This window comes from Duganella flavida, assembly GCF_009857445.1.
GTDB classification, from domain to species: Bacteria; Pseudomonadota; Gammaproteobacteria; order Burkholderiales; family Burkholderiaceae_D; genus Rugamonas; species Rugamonas flavida.
In genome coordinates this window covers 180,411-193,332 of the sequence record NZ_WWCN01000004.1, presented here as the reverse complement: position 1 = coordinate 193,332, position 12,922 = coordinate 180,411, and the positions used below count along the sequence as shown (strand labels likewise).

Sequence of the window (12,922 nt, the reverse complement as noted above, 5' to 3'; positions counted from 1 at the left end):
CTCAGTCGTCGTCGTTGGGATCGAGGCCAGGGAACATCACCTCGGTGAAGCCGAATTTGGAGAAGTCCTTGATGCGCATCGGGTACAACTTGCCCAGCAGGTGATCCACTTCATGCTGCACCACGCGCGCGTGGAAGCCGTCCACGTCGCGTTTGATCGGCTGGTTGTGTTGATCCACACCTTCGTAACGCAGCTTGGTGTAGCGCGGTACGCTGCCGCGCAGGCCGGGCACTGACAGACAGCCTTCAAAGCCCTCTTCCATCTCTTCCGACAAGGGTGTGAGGACAGGATTGATTAATACCGTTTCCGGCACTTGCGGCGCGTCCGGGTAACGCGGATTTTGTTTAAAGCCGTAGATCACCAGCTGCAGGTTGACGCCGATCTGCGGCGCCGCCAACCCGGCGCCATTGGCCGCGTGCATGGTGTCGAACATGTCGGCGATCAGCGCGCGCATGGCCGGCGTGTCAAACTCGGTCACCGGTTCGGCCACGCGTAGCAGGCGCGGATCGCCCATCTTCAAAATTTCACGGACGGTCATTTTGCGCCACCCTCAATGCCGCACTGGATCTCGCGCAGGAACTGGCAGTAGTCATCGCCGGTTTCCGCGTGCTTGAGACCCATCGCGGTGGTGGCTTTCAGGTAGCCCAGCTTGGAGCCGCAGTCATAGCGCTGGCCGTCGTAGCGATAAGCCAGCACGCGTTCATGCTTCATCAATTCCGCAATACCGTCGGTCAGCTGGATCTCGCCGCCCGCGCCGCTGCCGAGGTTTTCCAGATAGTCGAAGATGCGGCCCGACAGCACATAGCGTCCCACCACAGCCAGCGTGGACGGCGCTTTTTCCGGCGCCGGCTTCTCGACGATGCTGTGCACCAGTTCCAGCTTCGGCTGGTAGCCGCTGGAGCTGACGATGCCGTACTGGCGCGTCGCTTCGCGCGGCACTTCCTGCACCGCGAGGATGCTGGAACGCTCATAGGCATACAAGTCCGTCATCTGCGCCAGCACCGGCTTGACGCCGGCCGAGGTGTCCATGAAGTCGTCCGCCAGCAGCACGGCAAACGGCTCATCGCCGATCACCGGACGCGCGCACAGCACCGCGTGGCCGAGGCCCAGCGGCTCCGACTGGCGGATGTAGATGCAGTTGACGTGTTTCGGAATCACGTTGCGTACCAGTTCCAGCAGCTGCTGTTTATTGGCAGCTTCCAGTTCCGATTCCAGCTCGTAGGCCTTGTCGAAGTGGTCTTCGATAGCACGCTTATTACGGCCGGTGATGAACACCATCTCGGTGATACCGGCGGCCACCGCCTCTTCCACCGCGTATTGAATCAGCGGCTTGTCGACGATAGGCAGCATCTCCTTCGGTTGCGCCTTGGTCGCAGGCAGGAAACGGCTGCCCAGGCCAGCGACAGGGAATACGGCTTTTTGAATTTTTAACATGACTATTTTTCTTCGTGTTTTTCTTCGAGTAGTGCGAGCAATCCCGCTTCATCAAGAATGGTAACTTCCAATTCCTGCGCCTTGGCCAGCTTGCTGCCCGCATCGGCGCCAGCGACAAGGTAATGGGTTTTCTTGGATACTGAGCCGGACACTTTACCACCTTGCGCTTCAATCAGCGCGGCGGCCTGGTCGCGGCCCATGGTCGGCAAGGTGCCGGTCAATACAAAGGTCTTGCCGGTCAGGTGGCCTTCGGTAGTCACGGTTTCCGGCAGCTGTGCCAGCAGGTCTACACGCAGCAGGTGCAGCGCTTTGACTTGTTCGCGATTGCCCGGCTGGAGCATCCACTGGTCCAGCGATTCCGCGACAGCGGCCGGGAGACCGAATACATTAAACACCTGCAGGTAAGCCAGCGCTTCCAGCGTGACGCCCTCTTCGACCAGCTGCTTGCTGCGCGGCTCCGTCAATTTTGGAATCGCCAGTGCGGCCATTAGCTTGATTGGGTCGAGCTTTTCGCGCAGCTTGGCGCTTGGTGCGTGCTCGCCCGCCGGTGCAACGCCGGCGGCCAGCAACGCATCGATGGCTTCCTGATTTTTCGGTTCGGCGAAAAAGTCGGCAATCGATTCGGCCACGGTGCCACCAATGTCGGGCAGTACGCGCAGCAGCGCGGCAGGTACGCGGCGAATCAGGTCAAAGCGGCCCAGCCATTCGGCCAGCGTCTTGGCGGTCGATTCGCCGACGTGGCGAATACTTAGTGCGAACAGCAGGCGCTCCAGCGGCGGGTTCTTGCTGGCGGCGATGGCTTCCAGCAGATTGTCCGCCCATTTGGTGGCGATCTTACCTTGTGCGACCGTCTCGGGAGTGGTGCCATCGCGTTCATCAGCAAGGCGTTTCATCTCCAGCAGGTCTTCCAGCTTGAGCGCGTACAGGTCGGCCACGCGCTGGACTTTGTTTGCTTCTACTAGGTTGTCGATGTAGCGGTCGCCCAGGCCTTCGATGTCCATCATGCGGCGGCCGGCGAAGTGGCGGATGGCTTCCTTGCGCTGCGCGGAGCAGAACAAACCACCGGAGCAGCGTGCAATCGCCTCGCCTTCTTCGCGCACTACGTGGGAGCCGCACACCGGGCAAGCCTTAGGCAGCACGTAGGCTTCCGGCTCCGGCGATGGACGGCGCTCCAGCACCACGGCCAGCACTTCCGGAATCACATCGCCAGCGCGGCGCACGATCACGGTATCGCCAACGCGTACGTCCTTGCGACGTACTTCATCTTCGTTATGCAGCGTGGCGTTGGTGACGTTGACACCACCGACGAACACGGAGGCCAGACGCGCCACCGGCGTAATCGCACCGGTGCGGCCAACCTGTACTTCAATCGCCTGCACCACGGTCAGCGCTTCTTCAGCGGGGAATTTGTGCGCCAGCGCGAAACGCGGCGCGCGCGAGACGAAGCCCAGCGTGCGCTGGTCTTCCACGCGATTAGCCTTGTACACCACACCGTCGATTTCGTATGGCATAGTCGGACGAGCTTCGCCGATCTGTTTGTAGTAGGCCATCAGGCCGTCGTAGCCGCGCACCACGGTCGCTTCTTTCGCTACCGGCAGGCCGAGCGTGCGATACCAGTCCAGCAACGCGGAGTGCGACAACGGCATCTCAGCGCCTTCCAGCGCGCCAACGCCGTAAGCGAAGAAACTCAGCTTGCGCGATGCGGTGATGCGCGAATCCAGCTGGCGCAAGCTGCCCGCCGCTGCGTTGCGCGGATTAACGAATTCCTTCTGGCCCGCTTCACGCTGGCGTTCATTCATCGCTTCGAAATCGCGCTTGAACATCAGCACCTCACCGCGCACATCGAGGATGGCGGGTGGATTGTCGGTCTTCAGGCGCAGCGGAATGCTGCGGATGGTGCGGATATTGGCGGTGACGTCTTCACCCGTATAGCCGTCGCCACGGGTGGCGGCTTGCACCAGCAGGCCATCCACGTAGCGCAGGTTGATGGCGAGGCCGTCGTACTTCACTTCGGCCGCGTATTCGATCAGCGCCACCGTATCAAGGCCTTCGCGCACACGGCGGTCGAAGTTCTCGATATCTTCATCGGTGAAGCCGTTATTCAACGACAGCATCGGCACCGTATGGGTGACCTGGTCGAACTGCGGCAGCGGCGCGGCGCCGACACGCTTGGTCGGCGAGTCCGGCAGCGCCAGCTCTGGATGTTCTTCTTCGAGCTTTTGCAGCTCGCTAAACAGCTTGTCGTACTCCGCGTCCGGAATGGTGGGCGCGTCTTCTACGTGATAGGCGTGCAAATGCCGGTTCAGCTCCGCGCTGAGTTGTTCGATGCGCGTTTTGAAATCTACTTCCGTCATTACAAACCTTCTTAGCTGAACAGACGCAGTGCGCGGGTGGAACCGGCTGGAATGTCGGCGTCATTCATTTCGCCGTAGAAGTCCTGCACCTGGCCGGCGATTTCCTTCAGTGCGGCGTCGGACAACGGCTGGTTGTAGTCGTCGACGATGGTGGCGTCCAAACGCGCAACCAGCGCCTTGGCGCAAGCGACCATCGCGCCGAAGCCGTCGCGCGCCGGCGCCACGCACGGCACGTCCAGCAGCAGCGTCAGACGGGCCGTGGTTTCTTCGGCCGGGGTGACATTGGTCGACAGCGAGAACAGGAAGCCGCCGTCGCCGTCAGGCATGACGAAGCGGCCGTCAGGACGCACGTCGAAGCCTTGTTTCTCCAGTGCGGCGATCAGGGTAGTGACCGACCATGGCGCGCCATTGCTTTGCAGGTTGACGCCCAACTGCGCGTCATGACCGGCTACGAAGCGGTGCAGGTTGCGCGCTTCGGCCATCACTTCGATCATGTCCGGGATGGTTGGTTCAGCGCCAATTTCGTCAGCCATCGCGCGCAGGCGCGTCACCAGTTCCGAGTACTCCAGTTCATTCAGCGCGGTGCTGCGGCTGGCCAGCTGCACGCCGCCTTGCAGTTCGGTGTAGACGCCGCCGTGCGCAATCGGTTCCCAATCGCCGCTGACGGCCTTGCCGATATAGTGCACTGGCTTGTTGCCGACCATGCGCAGGGTTTGCAGCACCGGCAGCAGTTTGTCGCCGCGTGCAGGAGCTTCCAGCGTCAATGGCAGCAGGCAGTCGATCAGCGGATCGACCAGCGCCGTGGCTTGTTCCGCTGCTGCTGCGGTGGCGGCGTTGGCGCGTGCGGCCAGCTGGTCGTCGCTGGCTGGTGCGCCGGTTTCGTCGTCGGTCGTGAATTCTGCCGCCACTGCGCTCAGCGCGGATGCCGCTGCCGCAGCTTCGCCACCGGCCACGCCGGGGGTTGCGCTGTCGAGCGAGAAGCTAGGTTCCTGGCGCGGCGCGGCCGCATCGTCGCCGGTGCGCATCAGCACATCGTCGTGATCCGACGAGAAAGCGCGTTCCACGCTTTTCTTGGCCTTGTATTCCTGGATTTTGTTGTACGTGAAGACGCCGGCGACAAACACACCGGCGGCTGCGATTAAACTGAGTTGAAGATCTGTCATGCTGCTTGAGCCTCGGAAGCGAAGTTTGCGGCGGATTCCATATCCACCGCCACGATGCGCGATACACCTTGTTCCTGCATCGTCACACCGATCAGTTGATTGGCCATCTCCATCGCAATCTTGTTGTGCGAGATGAAGAGGAATTGAGTATGTTCGGACATGCGCTTGACCATGCGGCAGAACCGCTCGGTATTGGCGTCATCCAGCGGCGCGTCGACCTCGTCGAGCAAGCAGAATGGCGCGGGATTCAAGCGGAACATGGAGAACACCAGCGCGGTGGCGGTCAGCGCTTTTTCACCGCCGGACAGCAGGTGAATGGTGGCGTTCTTTTTGCCCGGCGGCTGGGCCATGACCTGCACGCCGGAGTCCAGGATTTCATCGCCGGTCATGATCAATTTCGCCTGGCCGCCACCGAACAAAATCGGGAACAGCTCGGAGAAGTGACCATTGACGCGGTCGAACGTGTCTTGCAGCAGATCGCGCGTTTCCTTGTCGATCTTGGTGATGGCGTCTTCCAGCGTGTTGATCGCTTCCGTCAAATCCGCGTTTTGCGAATCGAGGAAGTTCTTGCGCTCGGAAGCGGTGGCCAGTTCGTCCAGCGCCGCCAGGTTCACCGCACCAAGCGAGGAGATGGCATTGGTCAGGCGCGTGACTTCACCTTGCAGGTACGATGCCTTCATATCGGGAAGCAGCTTCTCGGACAACGCCGCTTCGTCGGCCTGCACTTCGGCCAATTGCGCGGCGAACTGCTCCTGGTTCAGGCGCGCGGCCTGCTCCTTCAGCTGCATCTCCATGATTTTGTCGCGCTGCGGTTGCAGCGCGCGCTCGGTCGACATGCGGCCTTCTTCGAACAGGCGCAGTTGCTGCGCGATCTGGTCGAGCTCATGGCGCGCGTCGGACAGCGCTTTTTCTTGCGTGGTACGGCGGTCCAGCAGCTCCTGCAAGCCTTCGTTGGCCGTGCCTTGTTCGAGGCCTTCCAGCTCCATGCGGCCGGACTCGATGCTCTCCGTAACTTGCGCTACTTGCGCCGACGCGGTGGCGATATTGCGGCGGAATTCTTCGATCTTGCTGCGCTGGGTTTTCTCCGCAAACTGCACTTCCTGCGCGGCGCGTTCCAGATCACGCAAAGCTTCGCGGGCATCGGCCAGGCGCTGCTCTTTTTGCATAAATTCAGTCTGACCGTCTTCATGCTCGCCTTGCAGGTTGCCGAGTTCCATATCGAGCTGTTCGAACTTCTCTTCCGATTCCAGCTTGATATGAGTTTGCTCTTCTTCCTGCGCGGCGATTTCTGCGAGATCGGTTTCGATTTGCGTGCTACGCTGGTTGAAGCGCGCTTCGATCTCGGACAGCTTGACCACTTCCAGTTGCAGTGTATGCACTGACGATTGCAGGCTTTGCAGCTTGGCGCGGTACTCGGTCAGACGGCGCGTCAGTTCCGACACGGCGGCTTCGGCACGCACCGAGCGCGAACGCGCTTCGTCAGCCAGCATCTGCTGCGCGCGCAGCTGCTTGGTGATGTTGTCGATTTCCTGCTGACGTCCCAGCATGCCGTCCTGCTCCGAATCAGCGGCGTAGAAACGCACGCTGTTCTGCGTGACGACGTGACCCTGGCGTGTGACGATCACGCCGCCGGCCGGCAGCTTGCTGCGGTCGGCGAAAGCTTCGGCCGTGTCTTCTGCGGTGTAGACGTTGTGCAGCCAGTCTTGCAGCAACCCGCGCAGGCCCGGATCGTTAATCTTCAGCAGATTCAGGAACGGCTTGAGGCCCGGCGCTTCCACTGGCGCAGGCGGCACGGCGGTCGACGGCGCATACAGCGCCAGCTTGGCCGGCGGCGCGTCGCTGAAGAAGGCCTTGGCCCATTCGATATTCGACATTTGCAGCGCCGAGGTGCGCTCGCGCAGCAGCGATTCCAGCGCCGGCTCCCAGCCTGTTTCGATATTCAGTTTTTGCCACAGACGCGGCAGCGATTCCAGCTCGTGCTTTTGCAGCCACGGCGTGACTTTGCCTTGCGTTTGCACCCGCTCCTGCAACTGGCGCAGTGCGTTGAGGCGCGCTTCCAGTTGAGCGTTGGCGGCGGTTTCCGCGTTGACCTGCTGCTGCGCTTCCTGGCGTTCCTGTTCCAGCTTCGGTTGCTGCTCGTGCGCTTCTTCGAGCAGGTAGCTTTGCTCTTCCAGCGCTTGCTGTTTTTCCTCCAACTGCATGCGCAGGTTCGACAGATGCGCGCTGTCCGGCAAACTCAAACCGCTCTTCTCTTGCTGCAGGCGTTCGCGCCGCACGGCCAGGCCGTTGAGGATGTTGTTGGCGTTACGCTGGTGCGCCGATTCCAGCTCCAGCTGCTGCTGCGCCTGCATAATGCGTGAGCGCGATTCGGTGCTCTTGGTCTGCGCTTCCTTCCACGCTTGTTCCAGCATCGGCAGCGACTCGGCCTTTTGCTCGGCTATCACTTGCGATTCTTCGACCTTGGCGCTCAACTCTTCCAGATTGAATTCGGCTTCTTCGATTTGCTCGTTGCCTTCCGTAGCCTGGCGCTGCCACTGATCGCGCTGCGCGGTCAACGCGGCCAACTGCGCTTGCAGGCGGCCACGCGATTCGACCACGAACTTGATCTGCGCTTCCAGGCTGCCGATTTCGGCGTTGGTCTGGTACAGCGAGCCTTGCGCCGTGTGCAGGCGGTCGCCGGCCGCAAAGTGCGACTGGCGCATCTGCTCCAGCGACAGCTCGACGTTGCGCAGCTTGGCGGTTTGTTCTTCCAGATCGTTCTGCGCCTGCTCGACTTCGCGGAAGTACTTTTTCTGCTCGTTCTCGGCTTCCACCTTGCGCAGCAGCCAAAGCAGTTTTTGCTTTTCTTCCTGGTCGGCTTGCAGCTGGTGGAAGCGGGTCGCGACGGCGGCCTGGCCTTCCAGCTTTTCCAGGTTGGTATTCAGCTCGCGCAGGATGTCTTCCACGCGCAGCAGGTTTTCGCGCGTGTCGTGCAGGCGGTTTTCGGTTTCGCGGCGGCGCTCCTTGTACTTGGAGACGCCCGCGGCTTCTTCGAGGAACACGCGCAGCTCTTCCGGGCGCGATTCGATAATCCGCGAGATCATGCCCTGCCCGATAATCGCGTAGGCGCGCGGACCGAGGCCGGTGCCGAGGAAAATGTCCTGGATATCGCGGCGGCGCACTGGCTGGCCGTTGATGTAATAAGTGGAAGTGCCGTCGCGCGTCAGCGTGCGCTTGACGGCGATTTCGGCATACTGGCCCCACTGCCCTGCCGCTTTGCCGGCGTTATTGTCAAACACCAGCTCTACCGACGAACGGCCGGCCGGCTTGCGGTGAGTCGAGCCATTGAAAATCACGTCCTGCATGGACTCGCCGCGCAGCTCGGACGCCTTGGATTCGCCCAGCACCCAGCGCACGGCGTCGATGATGTTCGACTTGCCGCAACCGTTGGGACCCACCACGCCTACCAACTGACCCGGTACCTGGAAATTGGTGGGATCAACGAAAGACTTAAATCCCGACAATTTAATGGAAGATAGACGCACGTTGTTATCTGGTGTGTGGGCTGGAAAAGTTCACAATAATACCATTTTGTGCATCGAATAAGGCCGGAAAACGCGCAACGTTGCAGCGCCGTCAGTCGAGCGGCGAGCGCGGTGCGCGCCACATATCGCGGGTGTAAGGCTGGTCGCGGCCGGACAGGTAGAGCGCGGCCCTGGTAATCCACTGCTCGGCCGGGATAGGCTCGACCTGCGGCGCCACCAGCAGCACCGGGATGCACAGCAGTACCAACAGGCGGCTCAGCGCCATGTGATGCTCGGTGCTGGCGTACCAGATGAAGACGCCGGCCACGGCCAGACCCAGCAGGCAGCCGGTCAGCGCCTCGGACGGCGGATGGGCGCGCACATAGACGCGTGAAATGGAGATCAGCACGGCCAGCAGCACGCCGGCGGCGGTGCCGAGCAGGCGAATTTTCAGCGGCGAGGAACGGGTGGCAAGGAAGCCGGCCACCGGGAACACGGCGGCGGCGCGCATCGCATGGCCACTCAGGCCGGCGAACTCGACCGACGCCACGCCCACACCCCAGCCGATGAAGGCCATCTTGGTAGCCACCACCAGCGCCATGCCGGCGCCGAACAGCGCCAGCCAGATAGCCGTCAGGCGCCAGGATTTGCCGGCCAGCAGCCAGACCACAATCGCCACGCCGATCGGACCCGTCACGGCCAGACTACCGATTACACTTAACCAATGCCACCACATCATCATGTACCGCCAGCTCCTTGTATTTTGCACCGCAGCACGCATTAAAACACATGCATATGTATTATGGCGAACAATTACCCGGATGAAATATTGCGATGCTCAAAATACTTGGAAAATCCACCTCGATTAATGTGCGCAAGGTGCTGTGGACTTGCGCGGAAATCGGCCTGCCTTACGAGCTGGAGCAGTATGGCAGCGGCTTCCAGCCGACCGGCACGGCCGAATTCCTGCGTTTGAATCCCAACGGCATGGTGCCAGTCATTATTGATGAGGGACAGGCGCTATGGGAATCCAACACCATTTGCCGCTACCTGGCCAGCAAGCACGGCCGCACCGACCTGCTGCCGGCGGAGCCGCTGGCGCGGGCGCAGGTGGAAAAATGGATGGACTGGCAGGCCACGGAGTTGAACAACGCCTGGCGCTACGCCTTCATGGCGCTGGTCCGCCGCAGTCCGGCGCATGCCGATGCTGCCGCCGTCATTGCCAGCGCAGCCGAGTGGAACCGCCTGATGGCGCTGCTCGACGCGCAACTGGCCGGCACCAGCGCCTACGTCTGCGGCGACCAATTTACTCTGGCAGACGTGGTGCTGGGCTTGTCGCTGAACCGCTGGCTCTCGACGCCCATCGAGCGACCACCCCTGCCCGCACTGCAAACCTGGTCCGAACGCCTCTCCACTCGCCCCGGCTACCGCCAACACGGCGCCAACGGCGTGCCGTGACTATCAGCCGACGGCGGCTGGGAGGTTGATGGATGCGTCGTTGTCGGCGGTGCGCGAGAGGGCCTGGGATAGCGCGATGGTGACTACGCCGTCGGTGCGCACGACTTGGGCAGTACCTTCGCGGAAGTGCTTGGCTAGCTCGTCGCCGGACATGGAAAAGGCTTCCTGGCGCGCGGCGGTAGAGAAGATGTAGAGCGTGCGGCGCGGGCTGATCCACGCCAGTTTGACTTTGCGGCTGGCGCCCTGCTCGTCCATGAATTCCAGCCACATGCCGCGTGCCAGGCCGTCGACTTCGATGATGGCGTCTTCTTCGTCTTCATCCGGCGCCGGCTGTTCGGCGCGGGCTTGCTCTTCGGCTTCGGCCTTGGCTTGCAGCTCCAGGCGGCGTTCGGCAGCTTGCTGCGCGACCTGCATGGAGATTTCCAGCTGTCGCTCCGGCGACATTTCCAGCGGCGCGCGCACGATGGAGGCGTGGCATTCCGCCAGTTCAGCAAAGAATTGCAGGCGGTCGGCGTCCTGCCACTTTATCACGTCCAGCCATTTGTTCAGCGTGGACAGCAGGCCTGGCAGCTTGGCGATCAGTTGCTTGCGCTCTTCCGGTTTCAGCTTGGGGCGCACACTCCAGATCAGGTCGTCCATGGTCTTGGTGGCGTTGTTGACGGCGCCCGGCTTTTCGTCTTCGATGCTGTAGGCGATGGTCAGCACCGAGACCCAGCGCTGCTCAAGGAAGGCTTCCACCACGGCGATCACTTCGCCGGTGCCGATGCGCAGGGCGACGGCGTTCTTGGCCAACTTGGTCGACTCGGCCATCTTTTCCTGCTTGAGCGCGGCGGCAATTGGGGCGGCGATCGCTGCGGCAGCGGCTTTTTCTTCTGCCTGGATCGAGGCTTCCAGTTCGTTGACGGCTTCGGTGAAGACCGACAGTTCCTGCTCATAGTCGCGGCCGACACGGTCGACGCTGCGCTGCATGGCCTGGAACAGTGGATCGTCCGGGCCCTTGCGCTGCTCCCAGCCCATGCGCGACATCAACTCCAGCAGACGCCGCGCCGGGTGCGCTTCCTGGAAGAAGAAGTTTTTGTCGACCAGTGCGGCTTTCAGCACGGGGATTTGCAGGAAGCGGATCAGTTCGCGGATTTCAGGCGAGATGCTCTGGTCGCGGAATACGGTGTCGAAGACGGCCGACAGCAGGTCGATGGTGCTTTCGTCGGCGCGCGTCAGGCTGCCTTGCGGCATGGATTGCTTGAGGTTGGGCAGATAGAAGACGTTGGCAGGCGGTGCGCCGTCGACGGCCGGTGCTGAGGGCGATGCGACTGCAGCAACCGAAGCGGGCAGCGGCACGGCTTTTTGCAGTTCGGCGAGATAGGCCAGCAATGGCTGCTTGGCGCCGAGTTGCGCGGCGAGCTGGGCTTCTTCGTTGGTCATCGCGCCGACGTGGAAGCCTTGTACCGGACCTTGCACCCACGCGCCGCCAGCCTGCGCAAAGCCGGGCGCAGCGCCAACGACGAAGCCGCCAGCTGGCATGACGCCACCGAGGCCTGCCACGGCGGCTGCGCCTACTGCGCCTACTGCGCGGGCACGGTCCGCATTCGGGGCCCAGGCGCTGCCGCCGGACAGCGCGGCGGCGGGCAGGTCGGGAATGCTCAGGTCCACGCCCGCCATCATGCCATTGGCGATGCCGTCCACAATCTGGCCGGCCGCCGATCCGGCCACGTCGCTGGAGGCAAAGAACTGGCGCAGCTGCTGCGCCAGTGCCGCTTGATTGGAACGCGCTTTGCCGGCCGCTTCGTCCTTGGCGGTATCCGATTTGCGGCGTTTGTAGCGGTCCACTTCACCCGGCAGCACGCCGCTGCTCTGCAAGGCCAGGCTCAACGCCTCCAGCATCGGCCCCATCTCGATGAACATGCCCGGCTTAAGCAGCGGCTGTAACAGCCCTGCCGACTCCTCCTCCGGATCAAACTCGGTCCACGCCTGCTGCAAGGCGATCAAAAACACCTCCGGCCGGAATGGATTCTGGTTGACGCGCAGGATGTCGCGGTCCATCAGGAAGGCCAGCCGCACGTTCAGGGTTTGCAGCTGGTCCGCGTACAGCGTCTCGAACGGTTTGCTGACACCGCTCAGCGCCACCTTGTTGTCCATTTCCTCGAACGGCACCAGCGACAGCGACAAGGCACTGTCGCGCGCCGCCGGTTTGGCGGCCGGCGCCAGTTGGGCGATCTCATGCCGCAGCGATTTCTCCAGCGTACTGGTGGCCAGGTGCAGGAAAGCGAAATTACGGTTGCGTAGCTGGTTGCCCGCGCGCAGGCGCTGCTGGATCTGGCGCGTGTCGCCATCGGTGGCGTCGATCAGGACCCCGGCCAGCTTGTTGGCCAAATCCAGATACTGGTCACCCGCCTGCTTGACGGCGATGCCGATCAGCTCTTCCAACAGGGCATGCCGCGGCGACACCGTCTTTTTCGGCGTGGCGGATGTGGTGGAAGTTGCATTCATGGGCGGACCTGCTCAGCGTTCGTCTTTATTCCTGCATTGTCACACAGCATTTCCACAAAGCAATACCATGAAACCAAGAATATGCAATTTTTCGCGTGATTTGCCGATTTGTAGCAACTTTATCCCGCGCAAACCCAGTCAGCATGCAGCTAAAATGGCAAGGTTGAATTTTCCTCAACCTCCGCCGCAAGCCATGCTCCTACATACCTGACAGGGAAACTCCGATACCGAGCCCCACGCTGAAACCGCATCATTGCCCCACCAGAAACGCTAACACGTCTCTGGCGCTCTATTCACTTCGTAAAGGAATCAAAATGGACGCGAATCAAAAAGGTGGCAGTAACAAGCAAGGCTCCAATCAAGGCAACAACAAGCAGTCGGGCAACCAGGGCTCGTCCGGTAGCGGACGCAATACCGGCACCCAAGGCGGCACCCATGAGCAGCACGTGGACGCCGGCCGTCAAAGCCACAAAAATGACGGCAACAAACAAACCGGCGGCAACCGCTAAGTAGGACAGCAGCG

The 12,922-nt window shown here is 61.8% G+C and carries 9 protein-coding genes; 2 read left to right on the top strand and 7 right to left on the bottom strand.

Translation table 11 applies throughout. From position 1 onward, the window contains the following. Window position 1: 1 nt before the first annotated feature. The 6 genes from def to GTP46_RS07725 all read right to left on the bottom strand — a co-directional run bounded on the left by def (window position 2) and on the right by GTP46_RS07725 (window position 9,151). Entirely contained in the window at window positions 2-538 is a 537-nt protein-coding gene (gene def, locus GTP46_RS07750) for a peptide deformylase (RefSeq protein WP_161006042.1), read from the bottom strand. Beyond that, window positions 535-1,434, bottom strand: a complete 900-nt coding sequence (gene galU, locus GTP46_RS07745; protein WP_161006041.1) for a UTP--glucose-1-phosphate uridylyltransferase GalU — start codon at window positions 1,432-1,434, stop codon at window positions 535-537. The genes def and galU overlap by 4 nt, the downstream gene beginning before the upstream one ends. Window positions 1,435-1,436: 2 nt before the next feature. After that, on the bottom strand, window positions 1,437-3,788 hold the full coding sequence (gene ligA, locus GTP46_RS07740; protein ID WP_161006040.1) for an NAD-dependent DNA ligase LigA: 2,352 nt from the start codon (window positions 3,786-3,788) through the stop codon (window positions 1,437-1,439). Window positions 3,789-3,799: 11 nt separating this feature from the next. Further along, window positions 3,800-4,951: a cell division protein ZipA C-terminal FtsZ-binding domain-containing protein gene (locus GTP46_RS07735; protein WP_161006039.1), complete on the bottom strand. Its 1,152-nt coding sequence runs from the start codon at window positions 4,949-4,951 to the stop codon at window positions 3,800-3,802. After that, window positions 4,948-8,475 carry a chromosome segregation protein SMC gene (gene smc / locus GTP46_RS07730; protein ID WP_161006038.1) on the bottom strand — a complete coding sequence of 1,176 codons (3,528 nt, stop codon included), beginning with the start codon at window positions 8,473-8,475 and terminating at the stop codon, window positions 4,948-4,950. The genes GTP46_RS07735 and smc overlap by 4 nt, the downstream gene beginning before the upstream one ends. A gap of 91 nt (window positions 8,476-8,566) precedes the next feature. Next, window positions 8,567-9,151, bottom strand: coding sequence for a phosphatase PAP2 family protein (locus GTP46_RS07725; protein WP_371869586.1), 585 nt, complete (start codon window positions 9,149-9,151; stop codon window positions 8,567-8,569). Between the two features lie 137 nt (window positions 9,152-9,288). On the opposite strand from GTP46_RS07725, the gene GTP46_RS07720 reads away from it, so the two are divergent. Then, window positions 9,289-9,912, top strand: a complete 624-nt coding sequence (locus GTP46_RS07720; RefSeq protein WP_161006036.1) for a glutathione S-transferase family protein — start codon at window positions 9,289-9,291, stop codon at window positions 9,910-9,912. A gap of 3 nt (window positions 9,913-9,915) precedes the next feature. Here GTP46_RS07720 and GTP46_RS07715 read toward each other — a convergent pair whose 3' ends face one another. Continuing rightward, window positions 9,916-12,399: a DUF1631 family protein gene (locus tag GTP46_RS07715; protein WP_161006035.1), complete on the bottom strand. Its 2,484-nt coding sequence runs from the start codon at window positions 12,397-12,399 to the stop codon at window positions 9,916-9,918. A 314-nt stretch (window positions 12,400-12,713) separates the two neighbouring features. Here GTP46_RS07715 and GTP46_RS07710 point away from each other — a divergent pair, with 314 nt between their 5' ends. Then, window positions 12,714-12,908 carry a hypothetical protein gene (locus GTP46_RS07710; RefSeq protein WP_161006034.1) on the top strand — a complete coding sequence of 65 codons (195 nt, stop codon included), beginning with the start codon at window positions 12,714-12,716 and terminating at the stop codon, window positions 12,906-12,908. Window positions 12,909-12,922 lie beyond the last annotated feature (14 nt).

Bases quoted from the DNA above. Each gene is read 5' to 3' on its own strand.
- def (WP_161006042.1), bottom strand. From the start codon at position 538: ATGACCGTCCGTGAAATTTTGAAGATGGGCGATCCGCGCCTGCTACGC.
- GTP46_RS07715 (WP_161006035.1), bottom strand. From the start codon at position 12,399: ATGAATGCAACTTCCACCACATCCGCCACGCCGAAAAAGACGGTGTCG.
- ligA (WP_161006040.1), bottom strand. From the start codon at position 3,788: ATGACGGAAGTAGATTTCAAAACGCGCATCGAACAACTCAGCGCGGAG.
- galU (WP_161006041.1), bottom strand. From the start codon at position 1,434: ATGTTAAAAATTCAAAAAGCCGTATTCCCTGTCGCTGGCCTGGGCAGC.
- GTP46_RS07735 (WP_161006039.1), bottom strand. From the start codon at position 4,951: ATGACAGATCTTCAACTCAGTTTAATCGCAGCCGCCGGTGTGTTTGTC.
- GTP46_RS07720 (WP_161006036.1), top strand. From the start codon at position 9,289: ATGCTCAAAATACTTGGAAAATCCACCTCGATTAATGTGCGCAAGGTG.
- GTP46_RS07710 (WP_161006034.1), top strand. From the start codon at position 12,714: ATGGACGCGAATCAAAAAGGTGGCAGTAACAAGCAAGGCTCCAATCAA.